The organism is Micromonospora sp. DH14 (assembly GCF_029809455.1).
Taxonomy (GTDB): Bacteria; Actinomycetota; Actinomycetes; order Mycobacteriales; family Micromonosporaceae; genus Micromonospora; species Micromonospora parva.
Genome location: NZ_JARVKT010000010.1, coordinates 190,292 through 215,959, shown reverse-complemented (window position 1 = coordinate 215,959; position 25,668 = coordinate 190,292). Strand labels below are relative to the sequence as shown.

19 protein-coding genes and 1 pseudogene are annotated in these 25,668 nt (G+C 68.4%); 5 read left to right on the top strand and 15 right to left on the bottom strand.

Going from position 1 to position 25,668, the window contains the following annotated elements; genetic code table 11:
• Window positions 1-182 precede the first annotated feature (182 nt).
• Window positions 183-1,340 (top strand): hypothetical protein, encoded by a 1,158-nt coding sequence (locus QCZ28_RS16130; protein ID WP_279517420.1) that lies wholly within the window; start codon window positions 183-185, stop codon window positions 1,338-1,340.
• A gap of 489 nt (window positions 1,341-1,829) precedes the next feature.
• Here the strand turns inward: QCZ28_RS16130 and QCZ28_RS16125 are convergent, their stop codons facing one another.
• From QCZ28_RS16125 to QCZ28_RS16115, 3 genes are all read right to left on the bottom strand, one after another.
• On the bottom strand, window positions 1,830-2,957 hold the full coding sequence (locus tag QCZ28_RS16125) for a DegT/DnrJ/EryC1/StrS family aminotransferase (protein ID WP_279517419.1): 1,128 nt from the start codon (window positions 2,955-2,957) through the stop codon (window positions 1,830-1,832).
• A 133-nt stretch (window positions 2,958-3,090) separates the two neighbouring features.
• The gene (gene gmd, locus QCZ28_RS16120; RefSeq protein ID WP_279517418.1) at window positions 3,091-4,104 is read right to left on the bottom strand and encodes a GDP-mannose 4,6-dehydratase; all 1,014 of its coding nucleotides are present in this window, start codon (window positions 4,102-4,104) and stop codon (window positions 3,091-3,093) included.
• A gap of 33 nt (window positions 4,105-4,137) precedes the next feature.
• Window positions 4,138-4,830 (bottom strand): NeuD/PglB/VioB family sugar acetyltransferase, encoded by a 693-nt coding sequence (locus QCZ28_RS16115; protein WP_279517417.1) that lies wholly within the window; start codon window positions 4,828-4,830, stop codon window positions 4,138-4,140.
• 164 nt (window positions 4,831-4,994) lie between these two features.
• On the opposite strand from QCZ28_RS16115, the gene QCZ28_RS16110 reads away from it, so the two are divergent.
• Window positions 4,995-6,200: a glycosyltransferase gene (locus tag QCZ28_RS16110; protein WP_279517416.1), complete on the top strand. Its 1,206-nt coding sequence runs from the start codon at window positions 4,995-4,997 to the stop codon at window positions 6,198-6,200.
• Window positions 6,201-6,208: 8 nt separating this feature from the next.
• Here QCZ28_RS16110 and QCZ28_RS16105 read toward each other — a convergent pair.
• The 6 genes and pseudogenes from QCZ28_RS16105 to QCZ28_RS16080 all read right to left on the bottom strand — a co-directional run.
• A pseudogene (locus QCZ28_RS16105) lies at window positions 6,209-6,578 on the bottom strand (hypothetical protein); the annotation flags it as partial.
• Window positions 6,579-6,729: 151 nt separating this feature from the next.
• Window positions 6,730-8,094, bottom strand: coding sequence for a glycosyltransferase family 4 protein (locus QCZ28_RS16100; protein WP_279517415.1), 1,365 nt, complete (start codon window positions 8,092-8,094; stop codon window positions 6,730-6,732).
• Entirely contained in the window at window positions 7,995-9,083 is a 1,089-nt protein-coding gene (locus QCZ28_RS16095; protein WP_279517414.1) for an NAD-dependent epimerase/dehydratase family protein, read from the bottom strand. The genes QCZ28_RS16100 and QCZ28_RS16095 overlap by 100 nt, the downstream gene beginning before the upstream one ends.
• Before the next feature lie 128 nt (window positions 9,084-9,211).
• Entirely contained in the window at window positions 9,212-11,083 is a 1,872-nt protein-coding gene (locus tag QCZ28_RS16090; RefSeq protein WP_279517444.1) for a nucleoside-diphosphate sugar epimerase/dehydratase, read from the bottom strand.
• Between the two features lie 579 nt (window positions 11,084-11,662).
• Window positions 11,663-12,721 carry an NAD(P)-dependent oxidoreductase gene (locus QCZ28_RS16085; RefSeq protein WP_347815107.1) on the bottom strand — a complete coding sequence of 353 codons (1,059 nt, stop codon included), beginning with the start codon at window positions 12,719-12,721 and terminating at the stop codon, window positions 11,663-11,665.
• 25 nt (window positions 12,722-12,746) lie between these two features.
• Window positions 12,747-13,784 carry a glycosyltransferase family 4 protein gene (locus QCZ28_RS16080; RefSeq protein WP_279517412.1) on the bottom strand — a complete coding sequence of 346 codons (1,038 nt, stop codon included), beginning with the start codon at window positions 13,782-13,784 and terminating at the stop codon, window positions 12,747-12,749.
• A gap of 146 nt (window positions 13,785-13,930) precedes the next feature.
• Here QCZ28_RS16080 and QCZ28_RS16075 point away from each other — a divergent pair, with 146 nt between their 5' ends.
• Entirely contained in the window at window positions 13,931-14,056 is a 126-nt protein-coding gene (locus tag QCZ28_RS16075) for a hypothetical protein (protein WP_279517411.1), read from the top strand.
• Window positions 14,057-14,075: 19 nt separating this feature from the next.
• Here the strand turns inward: QCZ28_RS16075 and QCZ28_RS16070 are convergent, their stop codons facing one another.
• On the bottom strand, window positions 14,076-14,531 hold the full coding sequence (locus QCZ28_RS16070) for a hypothetical protein (protein ID WP_279517410.1): 456 nt from the start codon (window positions 14,529-14,531) through the stop codon (window positions 14,076-14,078).
• A gap of 619 nt (window positions 14,532-15,150) precedes the next feature.
• Between QCZ28_RS16070 and QCZ28_RS16065 the strand changes: the two genes are divergently transcribed.
• Window positions 15,151-16,098, top strand: a complete 948-nt coding sequence (locus tag QCZ28_RS16065; RefSeq protein ID WP_279517409.1) for a DUF389 domain-containing protein — start codon at window positions 15,151-15,153, stop codon at window positions 16,096-16,098.
• 230 nt (window positions 16,099-16,328) lie between these two features.
• Here QCZ28_RS16065 and QCZ28_RS16060 read toward each other — a convergent pair whose 3' ends face one another.
• Complete coding sequence (locus tag QCZ28_RS16060) at window positions 16,329-18,803, bottom strand: Tex family protein (RefSeq protein ID WP_279517408.1); 2,475 nt, start codon at window positions 18,801-18,803, stop codon at window positions 16,329-16,331.
• 124 nt (window positions 18,804-18,927) lie between these two features.
• Between QCZ28_RS16060 and dgt the strand changes: the two genes are divergently transcribed.
• Entirely contained in the window at window positions 18,928-20,439 is a 1,512-nt protein-coding gene (gene dgt / locus QCZ28_RS16055; protein WP_279517407.1) for a dGTP triphosphohydrolase, read from the top strand.
• A gap of 59 nt (window positions 20,440-20,498) precedes the next feature.
• Here the strand turns inward: dgt and QCZ28_RS16050 are convergent, their stop codons facing one another.
• The 4 genes from QCZ28_RS16050 to QCZ28_RS16035 all read right to left on the bottom strand — a co-directional run bounded on the left by QCZ28_RS16050 (window position 20,499) and on the right by QCZ28_RS16035 (window position 24,982).
• A complete protein-coding gene (locus QCZ28_RS16050; protein ID WP_279517443.1) occupies window positions 20,499-21,593 on the bottom strand; it encodes an MBL fold metallo-hydrolase in 1,095 nt (364 codons plus the stop codon).
• Between the two features lie 160 nt (window positions 21,594-21,753).
• Window positions 21,754-22,758, bottom strand: coding sequence for a class A beta-lactamase-related serine hydrolase (locus tag QCZ28_RS16045; protein ID WP_279517406.1), 1,005 nt, complete (start codon window positions 22,756-22,758; stop codon window positions 21,754-21,756).
• A 113-nt stretch (window positions 22,759-22,871) separates the two neighbouring features.
• The gene (locus QCZ28_RS16040) at window positions 22,872-23,801 is read right to left on the bottom strand and encodes an SDR family NAD(P)-dependent oxidoreductase (protein WP_279517405.1); all 930 of its coding nucleotides are present in this window, start codon (window positions 23,799-23,801) and stop codon (window positions 22,872-22,874) included.
• Window positions 23,798-24,982 (bottom strand): glutathione-dependent formaldehyde dehydrogenase, encoded by a 1,185-nt coding sequence (locus QCZ28_RS16035; protein ID WP_279517404.1) that lies wholly within the window; start codon window positions 24,980-24,982, stop codon window positions 23,798-23,800. The genes QCZ28_RS16040 and QCZ28_RS16035 overlap by 4 nt, the downstream gene beginning before the upstream one ends.
• Between the last annotated feature and the right edge of the window lie 686 nt (window positions 24,983-25,668).

Below are 25,668 nucleotides of genomic sequence, written 5' to 3'. Positions count from 1 at the left end.
GCCCGAGGACACCAGCCGGCCTGCACCGTCAACGTAGCCGTGTTGGCGGGTCCGGTGCCCTTGAGGGATGGGCGGCACGGACCTTCCGCAGCTACCCGGTTAGTCTTGTTATGTTTGCACCGTACGTAGTTTTCATCATGCCAGTCGCGGTAGTGTACGGGAACCCCGAGATTGGATTCCTCGTGAGTCTGATCGCGTTGGGTCTGGGGGGCAGTCTGTTAGTGGAGAGCGCAGCGCTCCTGCTGCGCTGGGCGCCCGAAGGGTGGGTCCGGTCCGCGCTCGGGGCGAACGACCATCCGCGGATCTATCTGATCGCTCGAGCGGTCGCGATAACCAGCATTGTCGCTGACCTGGTCGGCGCTGCGGCCGGTCGTGGGACCGTATTTACCCAGTTGTCGGGTGCAATGCCTGAATCTCCACTCGCTAACGCGACCTCGCTGGTGTCGGGCTGGTCGGAGTTGGCGGTTGCGTTGCTTATCGCATCATACCTGGGAAACAAGGCCAGCAGGCGGAGAATTTTCGTCTGGCTGCTGGCCTTGATTGTGACTCAGGTAGTGCTCGTCGGCATCACGGCCATCTCGTCGCCTCTGTTTGGGTTCGTGACATTGGTGGCTGCGTTAGGGGCCATCTCCGGGGTCATCAGGGCTCGCTATGTCGCGGTCACGGCAATAGTCCTCGTACTTGCCTGGCCCAGCCTCTTTCAAATACGCAATGAGGTTCGCCAAAATGGCGGTTTCACTGTGTCGCAAGAAATTACGGCTGAAGACCGACTCCGGTTCGATCTGCAGATGTCGGCTGCCGCCCATCATGACGTGCCGGCGGAAGTGCGTCAGCCTAGCCCGTTGGACTACATTCGATACGGGCTCGTTCCTCGTGTGCTCGACCCGGAGCGTCCCGTCCTGTCAACTGGACGGGAGATCAATCAGTATCTGGGGGGCGTTGCCACCTCGGCATACAGCTTCATGACATTGGGCAACGTGTACTTCCTTGACGGACGTCGGGCAGTCGTAATCTACTACGCATTGTGGTCCGCTGTGGTAATGATGTTGCTGCGGTTGGGCGGAGGGCCTGGACCCGTGCGCCTCGCACTTCTCTGCTTTGTGCTTTCCGGGCCGCTGCTCTGGTCGAGCGCGTACCCCGATTCGACGATTGCGCTTATGCAGCACACTGTCGCAGCACTGCCCATCTTCGTGCTCCTATGGCTCACCCGGAGACGAGCAACGGTGTGCGTGTCCCGGGGCGGTCGCCCGCACCGCCATGTCGCGCGGCACAGGAACGATGCTTTCGTGCCGTCACCCGGCCTACCTCGTCGTGATCGTGCTTGGCGTCAGCATCCTTAGCGCAGAGTGAACCTGCCCGCCGTCGGCCCTCCGGACGGTAGCTTCCCTACAGGACCCCAGCGAGGCGATCGAGGAGTGCTCCTTCGGCGAGGTCCGACGTCTGCTGACCCATCTGCTCAGCACATCCGAGCTTTCGACCACGTCCATCGATGATTGCGCTGGCTACGCCGACACCGGTATTGCGTTAGAACGATCCACTACCAGCGAAGGCGCCAACCTCACTAGGTGCGGTTGGAGTATCGGAGGACTCTCGGTCGGACTGGCCGCGCGACGGGCGACTACGGCCCGTGCGACCATTTTGTCCCAACTCCGTTCCATCGCGAATCGCCGCTTCGGCATGAGGACGTCTTGAGTACCGTGGTGGTCGGCTCTCGTTACGTCGACATCGCCCGATCAACGTCTCCTGCGGCCTCCCTGGGCCCCGCGAAATCGGGATCGGAACCTGGGAGACCTAGGGCAATTGAGCTTGAGCGCGACTATTCGATACTCCTACGAGCGGCCGGCTACCTGCACGAGTGCAGATCGAACCCGATCGACGATGACTTTGAGGTCGATGTCCGAGAGTTCCGCGTATGTTGGGAGATTAATTCCGCGGCGGGCCAGATCGAGGGTGATGGGATATTCACCGCTGGCGCGGGCATACGGCGGCAGGTGTGGAATCGGGACGAAGAATGGCCGTGTCTCGATACCGAGGGCCTCGAGACGTCGGATCAACTCATCGCGAAGGCCGTTGGCGCCTGGTTGGCCCACGAGGAATGAGGCCATCCACGGTGCCCGCTGCACGCCAGGTAAAACCGGCTGTGGATTCATCAGCGGCTGGGCGGTGAGTTCCCGCTCGTAGGTGGCGATGACCGTATCCCGGCGGGCGATGATCTCGTCGGCCCGCTCGAGTTGGGCGCAGAGCAACGCTGCGGCCAGGTTCGTCAACCGATAGTTGTAGCCGATGACAGGAAAGAAGTAGCGGCGGTGCGGATCCATTCCCTGGTTGCGCAGCAGCCGCATCCGGTCGGCCAGCGCCGGGTCCGAGGTGGTCACGCATCCACCCTCGCCAGCAGTGATTATCTTGTTGCCGAAGAACGAGAAGGTGGTGGCATCGGCCAGGCTGCCGCTCACCTGGTCGTTCAAGCGGGCGCCGAAGGACTCAGCGGCGTCGGCGACCAGGAACAGTCCGTGTCGCGCGCAGAGTGCCCTGAGTGCCGTGTAGTCGGCGGGATGGCCGTACAAATCGACGGCCACGACGGCTCGGGTTCGAGGGCCGATGGCCGAGGCAACCTGGTCCACGTCAATGCACCAGCTCTGCGGCGACACATCAACGAAGATGGGCCGAGCTCCACAGTAGGTAACCGAGTTGGCGGTGGCAATGTATGTCAACGCCGGGACGATTACCTCGTCGCCAGGGCCGATTCCCGCTGCGGCGAGGACGAGGTGTAAGGCCACGGTGCCGTTACCAGTGGCCACCGCAGCGGTTGATCCACACCGCTGCGCGAACTGCTCCTCGAACTTTCGGAGGTATGGTCCTTGAGAGGAGATCCAGCCACTGCGGTATGCGTCGAGCAAGTATCGCTCTTCCAGCTCAGACAGAGCCGGACGGGCGACTGGATAGCGATCGATGGTCAACGCGCTTCCCGGGAGTCAAGGTGATGAAGAACAGCGACCTGCTTCATGACTTCCTTACCCGATGGGTAATCCGACGAGGGCCGGCAGCGGCCGCCCGTCGTGTCATGTCCGTGCGACGTGTCGATGCTGACCCTCATCGATCGACCCGCACAAGGCGGCCCATGCGCTCGTCATCAAGGAGCTGCCGGTCGGCGTCTACCATGATCCGCACGAGGTCGGTGAAGTGGGTCTTGGGCGCCCAGCCGAGCTGCAGACGGGCTTTTCCGTAGTCGCCGATCAACGCGTCGACCTCCGCCGGACGGAAATACGCAGGGTCGGTCGCCACGTAATCCTGCCAGTCCAGTCCGACGTGAGCGAACGCCGTCTCGACGAATTCGCGAACGGTGTGACCTTCGCCGGTGGCGATCACAAAGTCGTCTGGCCGATCCATCTGTAGGGTTAGCCAGACCGCTTCCATATATTCCGGAGCGTAACCCCAGTCGCGGATCGCATCGAGATTACCTAGGTAGAGTTTTTCCTGCAATCCGGCCTCGATTCGAGCGACGGCCCGGCTGATCTTCCTCGTGACGAAATTCTCTCCCCGCCGCGGACTTTCATGGTTGAACAGGATGCCGTTGGCGCAGTACATCCCGTATGACTCTCGATAGTTGACGGCCGCCCAGTACGCAAACACCTTCGCGCACGCATAGGGGCTACGCGGATGGAACGGGGTCTCCTCGCGCTGCGGCGGCGGGGTGGATCCGAACATCTCGGAGGAGGACGCCTGGTAGAAGCGGCTGCTCAAGCCCGCCAGCCGGCTGGCCTCGAGCAGCCGCAAGGCTCCCAATCCAGTGACATCGGCGGTGTAGCCCGGAATGTCGAAGGAAACTCGTACGTGACTCTGCGCGCCCAGATTGTAGATCTCGTCCGGCTGGATATCGCGTAGTAAGCCGACCAATGAACCCGCGTCGGACAGGTCGCTGTAGTGAAGGAACAGTCGGGCATCATCGTGCCGCGGGTGCACATCGATCCGGTCGATTCGCTCTGTGTTGAAACTCGACGATCGGCGCTTGAGGCCGTGCACTGTGTAGCCTTTGTCGAGGAGGAGTTCCGATAGGTAACTGCCGTCCTGCCCGGTGATTCCGGTGATGAGCGCAACTCGCCCCATGCTTCGCCTTTCCCGTTCGTTGAGCAGCCTTGACTAATGCGTTTCGCGATGATGTGGTCGCAGAATCCGTGCCGGAACACCCACGACCACGACGTTCTCCGGAACGTCGTGAACAACCACGGCACCGGCACCGACCATCGCCCCTGCGCCAATGGAAATGTTGTTGACAACGGTGGCGCCGGCGGCGATGGTCGCGCCTTGGCCGACCCGGCTACTGCCAGCCACCCTGGAGCCCGGCAGCAGTGTGGCGAAGTCACCGATCTCAGCGTCGTGACTCACAGTGGCACCGGTTCCGACATGCACGTGCCGTCCAAGTCGCACATCAGTGGTGAGGATCGCGCCGGGCCACAGGACACTGCCGTCGCCCAGCTCGCACCTTGCGCCAACAGTCGCCGCTGGAGAGACCAACGACCCGGCGCGGCGGCCGTTGCGGCTGGCCAGGAAGTCGATCCGGGCTCTCGCTTCACCGTCGCCGACGCCGATGACGAATTGCACTGTGGGGTGCGCCGTGTCCAGCCACTCGTCGTCGCCGAGCCAGGTGGCGGGAAGCCGGGCGGCCTCCGCCGGGCGGTGTGGGCCGAGGCAGCCGAGCAGCGGCCTCCCCGCCTGTTCTGCGATCCAGGCGACCTCCCTGGCGTGCCCGGAGGTGCCTAGCACGACCATTGATGAGTTGGCGAGCGCGGCTCGCGTGCCTGCGGGAAGTGGAGTGACCTCTGTGGTGGTCATTGCACGGTTATACCGGCGTCGCGGCACCGGCGTCCGGACTTTCACCTTTCCTGTGTCAATTTCTCAAGCGACGTCGGCTCTCAAACCACGGGCTCTTGCTCCACGCGACCTGGCCGACCGCTGCTCGTTATTTGTTTGATGAAGACCATGGAAGGGGCAGTTCGGTGATCGAGATCGTCGACGGCTGTACCGGCAGGCCGTCGGAAGGGGCGACACGCCCCTTCCGTGTCCTGATGATGTGCGGGGGGTTCCTGCCGGGATTCCGCTACGGAGGACCGGTGCGTTCGCTCGTCCGGATCGTGGACACGGTGTCGGATCGCATCGACCTGACCCTGGTGACACGTGATCGGGATCTGGCAACTCCGGACCCATACCCTGGGCTTTCTGGCCGTTGGGTTAGGCGCGGGGGCTCGCGCGTGTTCTACATGGATCCATCCAGTATTCGCCACTGGCGTCGGCTTTGGCGGGAGTTCAGGGTGACGTCTTTCGATCTGCTGTACGTCAACAGCCTCTTCTCGTTGTTCTCGATCATTCCGATCGTCGCGGCCCGGCTCGGCGTGATTCGCGTAGCGCGGATCCTGGTGGCCCCACGAGGAGAGCTGAAGCGTGGTGCGTTGTCGTCTAAACGGTGGAAGAAGGAACCGTTTCTGTGGCTTTGGATGCCCCTCCTCAAGGTGGCCGGTGTCGTCTGGCATGCTACGAGCGACCGAGAGGCGGCGGATATTCGCAGAGCATGTCGATGGGCTCGGATCGAGGTCAATGGATCCCAGGTGTCGCTGCCTCTGGAGCCGCTTCCCGTGCCAGCGGCGGGCGACGGTGTTGCGCGTCTTGTCTTCATCAGCCGGATCAGCCCTGAAAAGAATCTGGATCTTGCGCTTCGCGCCCTCCAACGTGCCTCGACGGTGCTGGAGTTCGATATCTACGGGCCATTGGAGGACGCCGGATACTGGAAGAAATGCAAGTCTCTCCTCGACGATCTTCCGTCCAACGTCCGAGTGCGCTACTGTGGTGAGCTGAATCCGGACGAGGTGCGAAGCACGTTCGTCAATTACGATGTATTTGTCTTTCCCACAGTGGGCGAAAACTTCGGACATGTCATCGCCGAGAGTCTTTCCGCATCGTGTCCGGTGATCTGTTCTGACCAAACCCCGTGGACGGATGTTCTGGACACGGGTGGCGGAGTGGTGCTGCGGGCCCTGGCTCCAGAACCACTGGCCGAAGAGCTCGACCGGATCGGTGCGATGGAGCCGGCCGACCGACTGCATGCCCGGCATGCAGCAGCCCATGCATACCGATTGTGGCGACGACGGAGCGACGGCCCCAACATTCTCGAGCAAGCCCGGCAGTCGGAGTGGGTGCGGCACCCGTAACCGTGGTGGATGGCCGACAGTTCGCAGACCTCGGCGTGATCGCGCAGTTCACCGTCGGTGTCGACGGCGGGAGCCAGCCGGTAGCGGCCCGGACCGGCTCGGTGATCGCGGCACCGACGGAGAACCGGATGCCCAGCTGCTGTTGGCGCAAGTCCTTCTCGAAGTGGCAGAGCGCGATTGGCGCGTCGATGTTCCAGGACCAATCCTCGACCTGCCGGCCGGCCACCAACGAACGCGGCAGGCCACCGCGGACCCTGTCATGTTGGACCCAGGCGACCTCACCGGCTCCGGCCCGCGCGACGCGCAGCCCGGCCAACAGCGCCGCGTCCGCCGGGCACCGCCGTGACCTACCACGCCTCGCCCGCCGCCGCTTACCATGATCTTCGGACCTGTTGCCGTGACCTGCACCCAGCAGGTGCCTTCCGTGACAGGAACATGGGACTCTCGACAAGCCCTATCTCCCAGATCAGAAGGCACTTCATGACCGGGGCTGTTGATGCTGTGGTCGTGCGCGTATCAACCGACAACATCACCGGTGCGCGGGGCGGTTGCGGCCCGTAGGCGCGTCCCGCGCCGCGTTCTCCAGAAGGTTGGCGAGGGCGACACTTCCGATCCGTTCCGAGAGCCGGTCCAGGTAGAACTGCCGGCCGTTGCGGCCCAACTCCTCGCGCTTGTCGGCGCCCAACTCGTACATCCGACGAATCGCATCGGCCAGCGCCGGAGCGTCGCCGGGGGGAGCGACGAATCCGGCACCGGACTCGTCGACGAGCCGGGCCGCGTCGCCCGCCAGCGCAGCAACGATGGGTCGACCGCACGCGAGGGCGGTCTGCACCTTGCTCGGCATGGTGTTGCGATGGAGTGGTCGGTCACGCAGGGAGATCAGTTGAACATCGCCGGCCGGCATCAGCTCGATCATTCGCTCAACCGGCTGTTGGCCGAGGAAGAGCACCCGGCCGGGAGCGTACCGTGCGGCCGATTGGCGTAGCCGGGGTTCCTCGATCCCACGTCCGGCGAACACGAGCTGCAAATCCGGGATGTCGTCGAGATACTCCAGGGCGGCGACAGCGACGTCGAGTCCTTGGAGGTTTCCCATGCTTCCGGCGTACATGACGACGAAGCCCTGCAGCCCGAGAGCGGCTGCCAACTGCGGATCCCGGGGTCTGGGGCGGAAGATGCGCTCATCGACCCAGTTGTAGATGACGGATAGCTTGTCTTGGGGGACGCCTCGTTGGGCCAGGATGTCGGCCATACCGGGCGCGATCACGGCCACGTGCGAGGCTCTGCGGTACGTTGCGTCGCAGAATCTGTGGAGCGTCCGGACAATGAGGTCAGTCCGGCGACCAGGACCAACGTAGTCGCTGTCCGCCAGGGTGTCCGGCCACAGATCCTCCATGAGGATCACGTACGGGCGTCTGTGTAGCCAGTGTGCCACCATCGCGGGCAGCGCCACGGTTGCCGGCGAGGAGTAGACGAGCCACACGTCGACCTTGCGGAGCAGGTCCAGCCGGGCGGCCGCGGAGGCGGCGAAGCTAAGGTAGTTGGTCGTCCGCTTGACTGCCGACCGGTCATGACTGGGCATCAGCGGCACCCGGTGCACCGACACCCCGTTCATCTCTTCGAACTGGTACGGGCGAAGCCGGTAGTCCGGGTGCAACTGCCCGGAGGGATAGTTCGGGAAGCCGGTGAGTACGTGCACCTCGTGTCCGAGCGCGACGAGCGAACGGCTGATGATCCCGGGCAGAACGGCGGAACCGCCCTCCGGGTCGTACCACTGGGTGATGATTCCGATCTTGGTCAACGTTGTGCCGCCGTATCCGCGTTGGGCACCCACTTGTCGACGTTCGCCTGGTAGATCTCTTCGAGGATCGCGGGCACGTCGTACTCCTGCTTCCATACCGGATAGTCGGACTGGAATGCGGCGTTGGAGCCGATCCACCATTGGTGGTCGCCGACCCGGTTCGCCGGTCGATACTCGGTGCGCATTTCTTCTCCGGTGATTTTCTCAGTGAGAGTGAACGCCTCGGAGATGGAGCAGTTGGAGTGGCGCCCGCCTCCGAGGTTGTAGACCGCAGCCGAGCGTGGGTTGTTGAAGAACGCCTCGAACGCTGCGACCACGTCGTGGCTGTGAATTGCGTCGCGGACCTGCTTGCCCCGGTAGCCGAAGACCTTGTAAGTCCGTCGCTCCATGTTGCAACGCATCACGTACGCGAGAAAACCATGTAGTTCAGTCGCCGAGTGCGCCGGTCCGGTCAGAGTGCCGCCGCGGAAACAGGCGGTTTTCATGCCGAAGTAGCGTCCGTACTCCTGGACCATGACATCGGCGGCGACTTTCGAAGCGCCGAAGACGGAATGCAGGCAGGCGTCGATCGGCATGTCCTCGGTGATCCCATTCCGGTACGGATGGCTCGGCTCGATCTCCCATCGGGTGGCGAGTTCGATCAGCGGCAGATTGTTTGGGCGGTCGCCATAGACCTTGTTGGTGGAGCAGTGGATCACCGGTGCGTCGATGCAGTGCTGGCGGACGTTCTGCAGGATGTTGAGCGTGCCGACGGCGTTGATATCGAAGTCGGTGAAGGGGTCCCGTACGGCCCAGTCGTGTGATGGTTGGGCGGCGGTGTGAATTACCACCGCGATGTTGCGGCCGTATCGGGCGAAGATCTTTGCAAGCGCGTCGCGGTCGCGGATGTCCACCTGGTAATGGGTGTACGCGCCCAGTTCACGGGTGAGTCGGTGCACGTTCCAGTTGGTGGAGGCCTCGGGGCCGAAGAACTCCTGCCGCATGTTGTTGTCGATGCCCACCACATCGAGGCCGAGTCGCGCGAAGTGCCGCGCGGCCTCGGAGCCGATCAACCCACCCGAGCCTGTCACGACGGCGAGAGTCATGATAACCATCCTATTTGGAAACAAAATTGCGATGGATGAACGCGGTTTCTTGCTGGTGCAGTTGGTGGTATCGACTTTTGCGGCCCGCGTCTATCCGTATTGCCGACGTGGCCTGCGCCGAGTGGCCGTCACCGGGGCAGCGGCGCGCTTCGTTGGTCCTGGACCAACGAACGGACGGGCTGCGCGCAGAGGAACTCGAGTTGCTCGATCACCTTCGCCGGCTCCTCGTACGGGTCGAGGCCACTCGCTTCCATCGGGTCCAGTGCCGGTACGGTCACGTGGGATACCAGGGGGTGGAACGGCCGGGTGTCGATTTCACCGGTGCCGAGCAGGTCCTCGTGCAGCTTCTCGCCGGGACGTAGGCCGGTGTAGACGATCGGGACGGTGCTGGACGCCTGGTCGGCCATCTGGCGAGCCAGGTCGGCGATGCGGACCGGTTCGCCCATGTCGAGCACGAGGGCCTCGCCGTCTCGTCCGATCTCGGCGGCCTGGAGTACCAGGTGCACGGCTTCCTGAACGGTCATCAGATAGCGGGTGACGTCTGGATGGGTGACCGTTAGCGCCTTCCCATCCTCGATCTGTCGCTGGAACGCCGTGACGACCGAGCCGCGGCTGCTCAGTACGTTGCCGAACCGGACGCTGAGGAAGGTCCCCGGGAATCGGGACGCGGCGTGTGCGGTCAGCCGCTCGGTGATCCGCTTCGAGTAGCCGAGCACACTGATCGGATCGGCGGCCTTGTCAGTGGAGATGTTGACGAACTTCGCCACGTCTTGGCAGGCGTCCAGCACGGAGAGGGTGCCCCAGACGTTGGTCTTGACCGCCTCGCCCGGATTCCGCTGGAGCAGAGTGAGGTGTTTGAGCGCCGCAGCGTGGAAGATGATCTCGGGGCGGCGCTCCCGAATGATCCGCCGGATGCCCTCGTCGTCGCGCAGGTCGGCGAGGATCAGCTCGGGACCGTCCAGCAGGGCTCGCCCGGAGAGCGACATCTGAAGACTGTGCAGAGCAGACTCATCGCGGTCGAGCATCATGAGTTCGCCCGGATCGGCCTTCATCACCTGTCGGCAGAGTTCGGAACCGATCGAGCCGCCGGCGCCGGTGACCAGGATCCGGCGGCCAGTCAGGCTGCTCGTGCTCATAGGTAGGTCGCCGACGACCTGACGGCGGCCGAGGAGGTCGCTTATCTGCACGTCGCGAACGTCGGTGACGGTGATCCGGTGGTCGACCAGGTCCCGTACCGGCGGCAGCACCTTGAACGCCGCACCGGCCTGCAGTGTCGCCTCTCGGATTTGGCGGATTAGTGCGGCGTCGGCGTTGGCCACCGAGAAGATGACGGTCCCGGCGCCGGTATGCCGGACTGATTCAGCGACGTCGTGCCGTCCGCCGAGCACGCGCACTCCGCCGATGCGCAGGTTGCGCTTGTCCGGGTCGTCGTCCAATGCCCCGACCGGTAGGTACCGGCCGCGCGGGTCGCTGAGTAGGGCGCGGAGGAGGCCCTGCCCAGCATCTCCCATCCCGAACAACAGGACCGGCGTTGACGACCGGACGTCCGGCCGCAAGGCGAGGTCACGCCGGTGCCGATAGACGAACCGGGCACCGAGCATGAACAGCAGGGCGAGCGCGCCGCCGACCAGCGGGGTGCTCGCTGGTACCGGCCGGTCGCTGGACGGTAGCAGGGCGAGCAGCACGATCGCGCCAGTCATGATGGCGGTGCCAGCGATGCCCTGAACCTCCTGCAGACTGCCGAGCGGGTGCCGCCCGGAGTGGATCCGACGCAACGCCGCCACTGCCACGTGCATGACTGCCGCGGCCATTCCGACCGCTGCGGCCCGGCCGACCTGGCTCGGAGCGAGCTGGAACTCGAATCGGGTCCAAACGGCCGCGACGAAACCGCCGACCCATGCGGTGGTATCGGCTGCGAGAAATCCGACCGCGCGGCGGCGCGCCCTGGCTCGCCGCGTCCGCTGGCCCGTTTGCTCCCTGTGCTCCGTGTCCTGCGGCATGTACTGGCTCCTCGTCCCGTCTTCCGACTGTTTCCGCGTCCGGCAGAAAGAGCTTTTGTGCTCTTTGTTCTTGTTACATGACGAAGGAGAACTTTCAGCCGGTTTCGAGATATTTGGTACTAGTGCCCGAATCTCCGATGTCATCGGTGGACCTGATCGGCACCGAGCACACCAATTGATCGATCACATCCAGAGGAACGCAGGTGAGCGCCCACGTGCTGTCCTCCCGGCCACGGGCCCTGCGACATTCCGATGGCGGTCCCGATCAGTTCGTCCGCTGCCGGTGGGCCCTCGGCCGACATCACGTCCTGTGGAATGACCGAGACGTGGTCGCGGTGAGGCTCTGGGCGGCGTTCTGGTTGGGGTGCCGAGTCGGTCGAGCGTTCCTTTCGTCGTGGTACCGGCCCCGGCAACCACGAGCGACCGGCCCTACCCGCTGTCCCGCCCTACGTCTATCCGCGGCCGGAGCCGCAGGCACGGTTGATCCGGCCTCGAACTCGTTGCCAATCGGACCGAGTCACCCGCCAGGGCGGTGAGGACGGGTCCGCTTTCGTGCTACGGGCGCTCCCCACCTGGTGGCTATCGCATGGGATGGCTGGCGGCTGGGTTGGAGTGTCCGGACGACGATCCGCTTTCGTCGCGTGGTGGCGAGTCGCCTGCTCTCGGACGCGCCACGGCGTCAGTGTTCGGCTTCGAGGCGGGTGCCGGTTGGGCGCCGGCCGTCCTCAGCCGCTCCCATGCCTCGGGGCGCAGCGTGGGCGCCAACCCCTGGTCGGTGAGCCAGCCCGGCGTCTGCCGCTTGCCGAACAGGAGCATCTCCACGCGACGGGCGTGCGCGTTGGCGTGCAGACCCGTGCGCCCGTACGCGGTGAGGCAGCGCGTCGCGTACCGCGCCATCAGTGGTGGGAGGTGCAGTGGCTCGCGGCCACCGAGAAGGCGCAGCAGCAGCCCCGTCGTCATGCCGTTGTGGGGCTGGAGCACGATGGGTGGCACCGGGCCGTCGACGAGCCCGAGGTGGGCGATCGCCGCGGCGACGTCGTCGATGAGGACCTGGGGTGTCGGCGCGGTACCGTCCCCGGCGACGCAGCTCATCCGCGACTGCGCGAGCCGGACGAGCGCCCGGGTGTTCGGCCGGTCCACGTCGTGAACCCAGGTCGACCGATAGATGACCGTGTCGATGCGGTCCTCGCGCTGCAGCAGGCGTTCGCCGATCGCCTTCGAGCGGGAGTACGGCGAGAAGGGCATCGTCCGCGATGTCTCGTCGAGATCCATCGCCCCCTGCGCCGCCGCCGAGCTGACGTGGACCAGCCGGTCGGCGTTGACCAGGGCGCTGGCTCGAGCGACGAGGGTGGGCAGCAGTGCGTTTCCGCCGTACAGCTGCGCGCTGTCCGGGGCGGACCCGTTCGGCAGCCCGGCCGTGTTGATCACGACGTGAGCGCCGTCGAGCTGTCCGGCGAGGGCATCGACAACGTCCCGCTGGAGATCCGCCGGCACCGAGTTGCTGTGGAGTGACTCGGTGAGTGGCCACGACAGGCGCGGTGCGGAGACGAGTTGGACCTCGGCCCCCCTGCTGCGCAGCTCGGCGACAACCGCGCGGCCGACGAAGCCGCTGCTCCCCAGCACCGCCACCCTCTTCACCGGCCGGTTCCCGGGGCCGGCCGGGTCACCGGCTCGTTGAGCTGACAGTTCTGGCATGGATCGTTCTTCCTTCCGGCGACGGCTGGGCCCGCTGTGCGGTGAGCCAGGCGGGGGCAGCGAGGTAGGCGGCGAGGATGGCGAGGGCCGTGGCGTCCAGTGCGACCCGGGTGACCGGTCCGCTGAAGGACGCGGCGAGCAGGCAGCCGGCCACTGTCGCGCCGACGACGGCGGTCGTCGCGGTGACCCGCTGATGCGACCAACCGCCGTCCGTCAGCCGCTGATAGGCGTGGTTGCGGTGGGGGCGGTACCAGGCTTCGCCCTTGCTGATGCGGCGCAGGAGCGTCCAGCCCGTGTCGGCGAGATACAACGCGAGTGGCGCCACGGCTGCCTCGGGCGGCGTGCCGCGCACGATGGCGTAGGCGGCGAGCGTGCTGAGGGCGCCGCCGAGGGCATACGACCCCACATCTCCGAGAAAGACCTTCGCGACCCAGGCGTTCCAGGGCAGGAATGTCAGTGAGGCGGCGGCGATCAGACTGCCGGCCGCGGTCAGCAGCGGAAGGTCCGTGAGCACTCCGAGTGCGGCGTACAGCAGCCCGCCGAGGATTGCGTGCACGGCCGAGATGCCGTTGATGCCGTCCATGAAGTTGAAGGCGTTCACGTACGAGGTGACCCAGGCCGCCAGGGCGAGGACGAGGAGCACGTGGACGTACCACGCCTGCCCACCGGGCACCAGGACCACCGCCGTGCCCAGGCCGGCGAGCACCTGCAGGAGCAGTCGGCTGCGGATCGGGACACCCCGCAGGTCCTCCAGGAGCCCGATCGCCGCGAAGAAGAGCAGCGGTACGGCGATGGACTGGGCGTGTTCGTTCAGGAGAAGCGCGAGCCCCGCCGCCGCGGCGACTCCCAGGCCGCCGCCGCGCGGGGTCGGTGTGCTGTGCGAGGACCGCTCCGATGGTATGTCGAGAACCGCTGCTGCTCTCAGTAGGCGAAGGACGAGCGGTTGCAGCAGTGTGCCGACGACGAGTGCGAGAACGATTCCGCCGGTGAGCGGAACGCTCAGCATGGCGTGATTCCTGACGAAATACAGTGAGGATCCTCTTGAATGCGTAAGAGATTCACCAATTAGGCCTTTGGTTTGAACTGGTCAAACAAGGATGAATCAATCATAGGGGGTCGCTACTACAGACAAACGACCGTTCGCGCTATTCGGTGTGGAACACACGGCTGAAACTGCTCGCGCTGTTCTCGACGACGTCCGGCAGCCCGGTGCGGGCGCTGACCTCGTCGGTCACCCCGGCGGACGTGACGGTGACGGTGGACGGCTATCGAATGTGAGACGAGCCGGCCGGCCCGCTCAGAGTCGGGCGGCGGTCGAACCCGGCTCGCCGGTCGGGTCGTTTAGGAGCCGGGTGAGCAGCGTCCGCAACGGGATCGACTCGCCGTCGCGGCCTCCCGCCCCGACGACCAACGGCGCCGGGCTGGGCTCCGGGTCGACGCCGAAGAGCCAGGCCCGCAAACCACCCGGCACAGTCAACAGGTGGAACCGGCCATCCACGTCCACCGCCCGGCTCTCGGCCCGGTCGACGTACCAGCCGTTCAGCCTGGTCCGGTAGCGTCCACGCCCGTCGTACCCCCGGGCGGCCAACCGGGTGGTGGGCAGCCCCCGCCGGGTGGCCTCAGCCACGAACCAGGCCACCAGGTCCGCCGCCTGCGCGTGCTCGGCGGCCCGCCGCCGCGCGTCCGCGTCGGCGTGCGCCCGCACCGCCTGCCGCTGCTGATCCCGCCACTCCCGGGCGTCCCGCTCACCCACGAGGGTGACGGTACGCGACCGGCTCAGTCGAGTACGGCCCGCAGCGTGTGCCGGGCGATCAGGTCCATCGCAGGGTCGCCCACGCCGACCGCACCCAGGTTGATGACAGCGGCCAGCCGCCCGCCGCGCTCCTGCGGCCATTCGCTCTCCGCGCGCCGCCAGTGCCGAGCGGGTCGAGCGGGCGCTGCACGAGGTCGTCCATAGCCGCCGCTGTGGACGGTCCCGTTCTCCCCTGCGCCACCCGTGTCCCGCGCCCGGTCTGGGAGTGCTTGGCGAGTCCTTTCGAGCTGACTCGTTTGTGACATCATGGCGTGACCCGCTCGTCGAATCAGGTTCGGAGCGACGCGGTGGCGCGGGATACGGCGCGATTCGTTTGCCGCATCAGCTCCAAAGGATGCCGCAAGAGATCCTTTGCCCGGCGCGGCTGCCCTGCCCGGCAACCCGCCGCGGGGGTTTGCGCCCGGCACGCGTCGCCGGGCAGGGGCGGTCGACCAGACCATTGCGGGTTCAGCAGCCGTACGCCCTCCTGCGGTCCGTGCGGCCGGCGGCCGGGCGGTAGGGTCTCGACCGGCCGGCCGGGCGGGCAGGGGACCGGCCGGTCGGGTGAGGGGGAGGACGCGTGCTGCACCTGAGGGTGATCGCTTCGCCGGAGCAGTCGGCGAACGTGATCGACCTGCTGGCCGCCGAGCCCGGCGTGACCCACCTGGTGGTGCTGCCCGGCGCCGCCCGGCAGCCCTCGGGCGACCTCATCCAGTTCGACGTCGTCCGGGAGAGCGCCGACCGGGTGTTGCAGGAGTTGCAGCGGATGGGGGTGGACGACACCGGCGGAATCGCGGCCGACGATGTGGAGTTGACCGTCTCCGCCGCGGCGGACCGGGCGGCGGAGCGGGCACCGGGCAGCGGGGCGGACGCGGTGGTCTGGGACGAGATCGCCGCGAAGACCGGCGAGCAGACCGAACTGTCCGGCACCTACCTCGTACTGATCGTGGTGGCCACCATGATCGCCGGCATCGGTGTGCTGTTGGACCAGCCGATCCTCATCGTCGGGGCGATGGTGGTCGGTCCGGAGTTCGGCCCGCTCGCCGCGCTCTGCGTGGCGTTGCTACGTCGTCGGTTGGACGTGATCGGCCGCTCGGTGCTGGCCCTGACTGTTGGTTTTATGGCGGCCATGGCGGTCACCGTGCTGAGCACCTGGGCGTTGACCGCCGCCGGCCTGGTCAGTCGGGAGATGCTGCTCGCCGAACGTCCGCTCACCGACTTCATCTGGCGGCCGGACGCGCTGTCCTGGGTGGTCGGTCTACTCGCCGGCGTGGCCGGGATGCTCTCGTTGACGTCGAAGAAGTCCGGCAGCCTGGTCGGCGTGCTGATCTCGGTGACCACGGTCCCGGCCGCCGCGAACGTGGCGGTGGCCGCCGCCTACGGAGTGTGGGACGAAGCGGGCGGCTCGGCCCTCCAACTGGTGATCAACCTGTGTGCGATCGTCCTGGCCGGACTGCTCACCCTGGTGGTGCAGCAGGTCTGGTGGTGGGGTCTGGCTCGTCGGTCCCGTCGTCCAGCAACCGGGTGAGCAGCGTCCGCAACGGGATCGACTCACCGTCGCGGCCACCGGCCGCGACCACGTCATCGGCCTGGCTCGCGTTTCGTGCGGGTCGTCGCCCGGACGGACTCCGATCTTGGACAGTTTCCGTTCCGACGGCGGGCTCAACCACCGGTTGAGCCCGCCCTGGTAACGGAAACTGTCCAAGATCTGCTGTGGCGTGGGCGTTTCGGTCGATCGCTCGCGCCGGTTGACCCGGGTCAGGCCAGTCCGGCGCGGCGCAGGGCTTCCGCCATCGCGTCGTTGGCCGGGGCCGGCGCGCCCTGCCGTTGCTGCCCGCCACGACCACCGTGCTGCCCGCCGCCGCGACTACCCTGCCCGCCGCGACCACCCTGGCCGCCGCCACCGCCCTGCCCGCCGCGACCACCCTGCCCGCCGCCACCGCCCTGCGCGCCACGACCACCCTGGCCGCCACGACCGCCCTGCGGTGCGCGCTGCGCCGGGCCGCCACGCCCCTCCTGGTTCGTCCGACCGGCACCGCCGGCCGCCGGCTCGTCGTCCAGGCGCAGGGTCAGCGAGATGCGCTTGCGGGGTACGTCCACATCGAGCACCCGGACCTTGACCACGTCGCCGGACTTCACCACCTCGCGGGGGTCCTTCACGAAGGTCCGGGACATCGCCGACACGTGCACCAGACCGTCCTGGTGCACCCCGACATCGACGAACGCGCCGAACGCGGCCACGTTGGTGACCACGCCTTCCAGCACCATGCCGGGCGTCAGGTCGCTGATCTTCTCCACCCCCTCGACGAAGGTGGCGGTGCGGAACTCCGGGCGGGGATCGCGGCCCGGCTTCTCCAGCTCGGCGATGATGTCGGTGACGGTGGGGAGGCCGAACCGGTCGTCGACGAAGTCGGTGGCCCGCAGCCCGCGCAGGATCGTGCTCTTACCGATCACCGAGCGCAGATCCTGACCGGTGCTGGCCAGGATCCGGCGCACCACCGGGTACGCCTCGGGGTGCACGCTGGACGAGTCCAGTGGGTCGTCGCCGCCGGGGATGCGCAGGAAGCCGGCGCACTGTTCGAACGCCTTCGGGCCGAGCCGGGCCACCTTCTTCAGCTCCGTACGCGAGCGGAACGGCCCGTTGGCGTCCCGGTGCAGCACGATGTTCTCGGCCAGCCCGGCGCCGATCCCGGAGACCCGGGTCAGCAGCGGCGCGGACGCGGTGTTGACGTCCACCCCGACCGCGTTGACGCAGTCCTCCACCACCGCGTCCAGCGACCGGGACAGCTTCACCTCGGACAGGTCGTGCTGGTACTGCCCCACTCCGATCGACCGCGGGTCGATCTTGACCAGCTCGGCGAGGGGGTCCTGTAGACGCCGGGCGATGGAGACCGCGCCGCGCAGCGACACGTCCATCCCGGGCAGTTCCTGCGAGGCGTACGCGGACGCGGAGTAGACCGACGCGCCGGCCTCGGAGACCATCACCTTGGTCAGGTTGAGCTGCGGGTGCCGGGCGATCAGCTCACCGGCGAGCTTGTCCGTCTCGCGGGAGGCGGTGCCGTTACCGATCGCGATCAGCTCCACCCCGTGTGCCCCGGCCAGCCGGGCCAGGGTCTCGATCGACGCGTCCCACTGCCGACGGGGCTCGTGCGGGTAGATGGTGTCGGTGGCGACGACCTTGCCGGTGGCGTCCACCACCGCCACCTTCACGCCGGTGCGCAGGCCCGGGTCCAGGCCCATGGTGGGCCGGGTGCCGGCCGGCGCGGCGAGCAGCAGGTCCCGCAGGTTGGTGGCGAAGACCCGCACCGCCTCCTCCTCGGCCGCCTGCCACAGCCGCATCCGCAGGTCCGCGCCCAGGTGGATGAGGATCCGGGTACGCCACGCCCAGCGGACCGTGTCGGTCAGCCAGCGGTCGGCCGGGCGGCCCGCGTCGGACACCCCGAACCGGCCGGCGATGGCCGCCTCGTACCGGGTCGGGCCGGTCGGCACGGCGTCCGCCTCACCGGCCTCCTCCGGCTCCATGGTCAGGTCGAGCACGCCCTCCTTCTCGCCCCGGAACATGGCCAGGATCCGGTGCGAGGGCAGCTTCGGGTACGGCTCGGAGAAGTCGAAGTAGTCGGCGAACTTGGCGCCGGCGGCCTCCTGACCGTCGCGTACCCGGGAAACCAGCCGGCCCCGCGACCACATCTGCTCGCGCAGCGTGCCGATCAGGTCGGCGTCCTCGGCGAAGGTCTCGATGAGGATGGCCCGCGCGCCCTCCAGCGCGGCGGCGGCGTCGGCGACGCCCTTCTCCGCGTCGACGAACGCGGCGGCGGTGGCCTTCGGGTCCTGGGTCGGGTCGGCCAGCAGCGTCTCGGCCAGCGGGGCGAGGCCGGCCTCGCGGGCGATCTGGGCCCGGGTCCGCCGCTTCGGCTTGTAGGGCAGGTAGATGTCCTCCAGCCGCGACTTCGAGTCGGCCGCCATGATCTGCGCTTCCAGGGCCTCGTCCAACTTGCCCTGACCACGGATCGACTCCAGGACGGCCGCCCGCCGCTCGTCCAGCTCGCGCAGGTAGCGCAGCCGCTCCTCCAGGGTGCGCAGCTGGGTGTCGTCGAGCAGGCCGGTGGCCTCCTTGCGGTAACGGGCGATGAACGGCACTGTCGAGCCGCCGTCGAGCAGCTCCACGGCCGCCCGTACCTGACGCTCGGCCACGCCGAGCTCGTCGGCGATCCGCTGATGAACAGACTGGGTCACGATCTCGATCCGCCTTCGGGAGTGGGTACCGGTTGCATTCTGCCGGGCGGCCCGGGTCGCTGTCGCCGCGCCCGGCCGGGTGACCCGGCGGCGCTCCCTCCCGGCCTGCGCTAGCGTGGCGATCATGGAATCTGCTGCGGAGTCGCGCGCCCGGCGGCTGTTCGGCGGCAGCGCCCGGGCCCTCGGCGACCTCGCGGCCAACCCGTTCCGCGCCGACCGGGACCGGATCGTCGGCTCGCCGTTCTTCGCCCGACTCGGCGGTGTCACCCAGGTGATCAGCCCGGTCGGGTCCGGGCTGCTGGTGCACAACCGGCTCACCCACAGCCTCAAGGTCGCCCAGGTGGCCCGGGCCATCGCCGAGCGGCTGACGGCCGACGACCGGTGGCGTGACCTGCTGGACAAGCTCGGCGGCCTCGACCCCGACGTGGTGGAGGCGGCCGCGCTCGCCCACGACCTCGGTCACCCGCCGTTCGGGCACCTGGGGGAGCGGGTGCTGGACCGGCTGGCCCGTCAGCGCCTCGGCCTCTCCGACGGTTTCGAGGGCAACGCGCAGTCGTACCGGATCGTCACCAGCACCGAGATCCGGGGCGCGGCCACCACCGGGCTGGACCTGACCGCGGCGGTCCGCGCGGCGATGCTGAAGTACCCGTGGACCCGCCTGGACCACCCCGACCCGCATCCGCGCTCGATGGATCCGCCGCCGCGCGGAGCCACCCCGCCACCGGACGACCCGGACAGCGGCTCGTCGAAGTTCGGCGCGTACCGGACGGAACTCGACGACCTGCGGCAGGCCCGGGAGCCGTTCGCCGGCCGCATCCCGGACTGGCAGCAGACCGTGGAGGCGTCGGTGATGGACACCGCCGACGACATCGCGTACGCCATCCACGACGTGGAGGACTTCTACCGGGTCGGTGTGCTCCAACAGGGTTCGGTCTCCGCCGAGCTGATGGCGTGGCAGCGCGAGAGTGTGCACTTCCGGGCGATCACCGACGCGGCGCTGGCCACGTCGGCGCGGCGACCCGGGGCGGCAATCGAGCGGTTGCGGCGGCAACTGCACCGCAAGGACGCCTGGATCGCCGACGACGACGCGTTCGCCGCCGCGGTCGAGCACGTCCGCGAGGAACTTGTCGACGGGTTGCTCGCGATGCCGTTCGACGGTTCGATCGAGGCCGAGCAGTACGTGGCGCGGTTCTCCGCCCGCTGGTCCACCCGCTTCGTCGAGGCCATCACCGTGACCGACCAGCCGTCGGTGCGGTCCGGGCACGTGCTGCTGGGCTGCGCGCAGTGGCACGAGGTGCAGGTGCTCAAGTTCGTCCACCACCGGTTCGTGCTGGCCCGCCCGGACCTCGCCCTGCACCAGCGCGGCCAGGCCCGGCTGCTGGGCACCCTGGTCGAGGCGCTCTGGGAGTGGCTGCTCGACCCGGAGGAGGAGTCGCGGCTGCCCCGCCGGCTGCACGACCTGGTCGAGTTGGCCGAGGCCGAGCTGCACCCGCGCATCCCGGACCGGATCGGCCGCGCCCGTGGGCGCGCCATCGTGGACTTCGTCGCGCAGCTCACCGACGGGCAGGCGGTGGCCATGCTGGACGCGCTCTCCGGCCGCTCCGGCGCGCTCTGGACCGACGCCTTCGTGCTCTGACCTGCGAGACCCCGGGCCGGACGGCGCAGACCAGCGCTGCGAAGGCCTGACGGGCCGCCTCAGGCGATGGCCTGCCACCAGCCGTCGACGGCGGGCGGCTCGTCGACCACCACCCGCTCGCCGGGGCGGGGCACGGCGAGCCGGACGTCGCGGGCCTTCGCCTCGGCCCACAGCCGGTCGACCGGCTCGGACCAGTCGTGCAGGGCCAGGTTGAACGTCGCCCAGTGCACCGGGACGAACAGCCCGCCGCGCAGGTCGACGTGGGCGTCGACCGCCTCCTCGGGGAACATGTGGATGGTCGGCCAGGCCCGGTCGTACGCGCCGATCTGCATCAGCGTCACGTCGAAGGGCCCGTGCTCGGCGCCGATCTCGGCGTACCCGGCGAAGTAACCGGAGTCGCCGGTGTAGAAGACCTTGCGGCGGGCCCCGGCCACCACCCAGGAGCTCCAGAGGGTGCCGTCGCGGCGCAGCCCCCGGCCGGAGAAGTGCTGGGCGGCGGTGGCGGTGATCTCCAGGCCGGCGACCCGGTGCGACTCGGACCAGTCCAGCTCGATGATCCGCTCGGCGGGTACGCCCCAGCGGTCCAGGTGCGCCCCCACCCCGAGCGGGACCAGGAACGGCGCGGACTGCCCGGCGAGCAGCGCCCGTACGGTGGCCATGTCGAGGTGGTCGTAGTGGTCGTGCGAGATCAGGATGGCGTCCAGCAGCGGCAGTTCGTCGATGCCCACCGGTGGCTCGTGCAGCCGGCGAGGGCCCACCAGCCCGGAGGGGGAGCACCTGTCGCTCCACACCGGGTCGAGCAGCACCCGCCGGCCCTCGATCTCGATCAGCGTCGAGGCGTGCCCGTACCAGACGATGTTCAGCTCGTCGGCCGTGTCGGCGGCGTCCGTCGTGCCCGGCCGCAGCAGCGGCACCGGTGTGGTCGGGTGCCGTTTCTGCTTACCGAAGATCAGCTCGCGGACCAGGTTGCGGCCCGGCTCGGCGACCATCGTGCGGGTGCCGGCCTGGTTGTGGAAGGTGCCGTCGCGGAACTGGGGCGAGCGGGCCGCCCGTTCGGCGCGGGCCCCGCTGAGCCGGCCGCCGAGCGCCGCCGGCACATCCCGGGCGACCCAGGCCAGGCCGGCCAGCGCGGCCAGCCCGGCCACGCCCCGCATCCGCCGCCCGAGCGACCGTTCGACGTCAGTGCTCTGCGCTCGTGCCATTGCCGTCCCTCCGACGTGTCCGCCCTACACGGTAGTCACCCGAACCGACCCGTGCCCCGGCGGTCGCCACGCCGGGTCGGTCGCCCGCCTCGGCGACCGACCCGGGATGGCGTCAGCCGCCGTTGCTGGGCCGCCGGGCGGTGATCCGGAACGTGGTGCCCACGCCGGCGATCCGGTCCACCGCGGCCAGGAACTTGGGCCCCATGGCGGCCCGGGCCTGCACCGCCGGGTGGGTGGCGCCGAAGTCCTCCGGGTTGGCCTGCCCGTCGGCGAAGAGCGCGTAGGTGAGCACCGCCGCCCCGGACCGGTCGAAGATCACTCCGGCCTCGTGCCGGGCGTCGGCGAACCAGCCGGCCTTGGTGGCGATCCGCGCCCGGTCGTCCGACGACATGGTGCGCCGGATGCCGTCGGTGAACGCCACCGGGGACCGCAACAGCCCCAACAGGTACGTCGTCGAGGCGGGGGAGAGCAGCGTGCCGGCGACCAGGGCGCGCAGCAGGTCGTGCGTCTCGCGCGGGGTGCTGGTGCCGAGGAAGAACCGGTTCGGGTTGGCCACCGGCTCGACCTGGGTGTTCGGGAAGCCCTTGGCGACCAGGATGGAGTTGATCTCGGCGGCCGGGGCGACCAAGCCGCACAGCCGCACCGCCGTGTCGTCCGAGACCGTCAGCAGGTTGGCCAGCACGTGCCCGATGGTCACCCGGCTCGGGTACGCGCCGTCGAGGCTGAAGATGCCGTCACCGCCCGGCACGACGATCGCCGCGCTCACCTCGACCTGCTGGTCCAGGGTGAGTAGCCCCCGGTCGACCTTGTCGAGCACCGCCGTGGCGACCGCGATCTTGTTGACGCTGTACGCCTCGATCCGCCGGTCCGGGTCGGCCTGCACCGCGACCACCGGCGCGCCGGCCGGGTCGGCGACGCTGACGTACGCCTGCCAGTTGCCACCGGCCTCGGTGCTGTGCTTGGCGAAGACGGCGGCCACCCGGCGGGCGGCACGGGCGGGAGTGGTCGGGGAGGCCTCGGTGCTCTCGGCGGCGCTGGCCGTGCCGGCGGCGCCCAACACCGTGCCGGCGGTGGCCACAGTGCCCAGGCCGAGCGCGGTCCTGCGGTTCAGTCGCATGGTCAATCGTCTCCCCCATCGTGGTGCGCCAGAGCGCTTGCTGGCCCACCACCCTAGGCGAGTTGATCGATGCACGATGCCCCCGAACGCAGTCCCGAACAGTCCCGAACAGGTCAGCCGAACCGTCGGCGCAGCACGGCGCCGACCGGACCGGGCACGTGGCGGGCGAGTTGCCGCAGGTCAGGCAGGTGACCGCCACGGACCGCCTCGCCGGCCGGATTCGGCGCGAACACCGAGCCGTCGTGCGCGGCGACCGGCCGTCCACTCAGGCCAGCCGCCCGCATCAACGGCCCGACCAGAACGTCGTAGACCCCCGGCAGTACGGTGAAACCGGCGCGCAACAGCACGTTGAGTCGGCCCACGGAGACTTCCCGTCGGGGCCGATCCACACAGTGCACGATGGCCCGGGCCACCCGCTGCGGGCTCGCCACCGGTGGCGGAGGCCGCCCGATGCGACCCAGATAGTTGGCCGCCTGCTGGTAGACCGGGGTGTCCACGCTGCCCGGGTTGACCAGAGACAGCCGGATCCGAGGGTTGTCCCGCAACTCCTGCTGCACCGTCCGGAGCAGACCCTGCAACCCCCACTTGCTCGCCACGTACGCGCTCATGTAGGGGGCGGTGATGTGCCCGAGCACCGAACCGGTGACGACGACGGTGCCGGCGCCGGCCGCCCGGAAGTGCCGCAGCGCCACCCGCACCGACTCGGCGGTGCCGAGCAGATCGGTCCGTACCACCTGGTCGAAGACCCGCCCGGGTAGCTCGTCGAAACGCCCGTAGGCCATCACCGCAGCCGTGTGCACCCACACGTCGACGCAACCGAACCGTTCCAGTGCCGCCTCCACGAGCGCGTCCAACGCGCCCGGCTCGGTGACGTCGGTCGGCACGGTCAGCACGTCGACGGCGGCGCACTCCCCGCGTACCTCGGCCAGGGTCGTGGTGGCGCGGGCGGCCAGGACGAGACGGTCGCCGCGCTCGGCGAACGCCCGGGCCGTCGCCCGGCCGATCCCGCTGGTCGCGCCCACGACCACCACGACCCTGCTCACGGTGCCAGCACGACCTTGATGCAGCCGTCCTCCTTCTTCTGGAACATCTCGTACGCCTGCGGGGCCCGGGACAGCGGCACCCGATGGGTCCGCAGGTCCTCGACGCCCAGTGGGTCGTCGTCGCCGGCCAGCAGCGGCAGGATCTCGTCGGTCCACCGGCGCACGTGACACTGCCCCATCCGCAGTTGGACGCCCCGGTCGAACATCTCCATCAGCGGCATCGGGTCCGCCTCGCCGCCGTACACGCCGGAGACCGACACCGTCCCGCCGCGGCGTACCGCCTTGAGCGCGGCGTGCAGGACGGAGAGCCGGTCCACCCCCGCCCGGTCGATCATCGTCTGGGCCACCTTGTCCGGCAGCAGCCCGGCGGCCGTCTGGGCCAGCTTGCCCATCGGTGAACCGTGCGCCTCCATGCCCACCGCGTCGATCACCGCGTCCGGGCCGCGGCCGTCGACCAGATCGATCAGCGCGCCCGGCACGTCGGACAGTTCGCTGACGTCGAGCACCTCGATGCCGTGCCGGCGGGCCAGCTCCAGCCGCTCCGGCACCAGGTCCAGCCCGATCACCCGGCCCGCGCCCAGATGACGACCGATGCGTGCGCAGAACTGCCCGACCGGACCCAACCCGAAGACGGCCAGGGTGCCGCCGGGCGGGGTGTCCGCGTACTTCACCGCCTGCCAGGCGGTCGGCAGGATGTCGGACAGGTAAAGGTACCGCTCGTCGGCGCCGGTCTCCGGGATCTTGATCGGCCCGAAGTGGGCCTGCGGGACGCGCAGGTACTCGGCCTGCCCGCCCGGCACGGAACCGTAGAGCGAGGTGTAACCGAACAGGGACGCGCCCTTGCCCTCGCTGGTGACCTGGGTGGTCTCGCACTGGGCGTAGAGCTGACGCGAACACATCCAGCACCTGCCGCAGGCGATGTTGAACGGCACCACCACCCGGTCGCCGGGCTTGAGCCCGGTCACCTCCGGCCCGACCTCCTCGACGATGCCCATCGGCTCGTGGCCCAGGATGTCACCGGGCTTCAGGTACGGCCCGAGCACCTCGTACAGGTGCAGGTCGGAACCGCAGATGGCGGTCGAGGTGATCTTCACGATCGCGTCGGTCGGCTCCTCGATGCAAGGGTCCGGGACCTCCTCGACCCGTACGTCCCGCTTGCCCTGCCAGGTGAGTGCCTTCATGTCCCTCGTCCCCTCTCACTGCCGCCTGAGAGGACTGCTACCCGGGCTCGGGCACTTGAACCGGCCGTGGGTCCGCTCCTGTCGTCCTTGTCCCGTCGACTTGTCCGTCTGGCTGGTCTGGCTCGTCTGGCCTGCCTGGCTTGTCTGGCCCGTCTGGCTTGTCGGTGGTTGCGCTGGAGGGCTGGGGGCGACCGTCCCCGGCTTCGGGCGGTCAGGCTTGATCCCTACGCCGGGAACGGTCGCCCCCAGCCCGGTGGGCGGCTCGCGTCCGCGCGCTACCCGCACTGGCCGGTGGCTCAAGCTACGATCTGCCCGCTTAGACCCGTTTGTCGTGCTGATACAGGGGCTCTGAAGAGCGACCCCTGCTTGATCCACTCGCGTTCCTTGAAGTCGCGGTATCCGAGGGCATCCGACAGGCCGACTTCCTGAAACCCGAGTGGATCACCCAAAGAGCGAGCCCGTCGACGAAGCAGAACTGCGCCAATTCCTGACAAGAGGGGCGAAGCGCGGCAGCGCGCTGCAGGGGGCACCGGTAGGTCCGCTGACCGGGGCGACGTGGGCCGGATGGGGCCCGGTCGGGTGCCGGCGGGCGGGTCGGGCTCGCGCCGCGTCGGGCTGGGGTGGGTCGATCTGGCTGGGTCTCACCGGGATGTCGGTGGTCGAGGGCTGACGCCGTACCGGAGGAG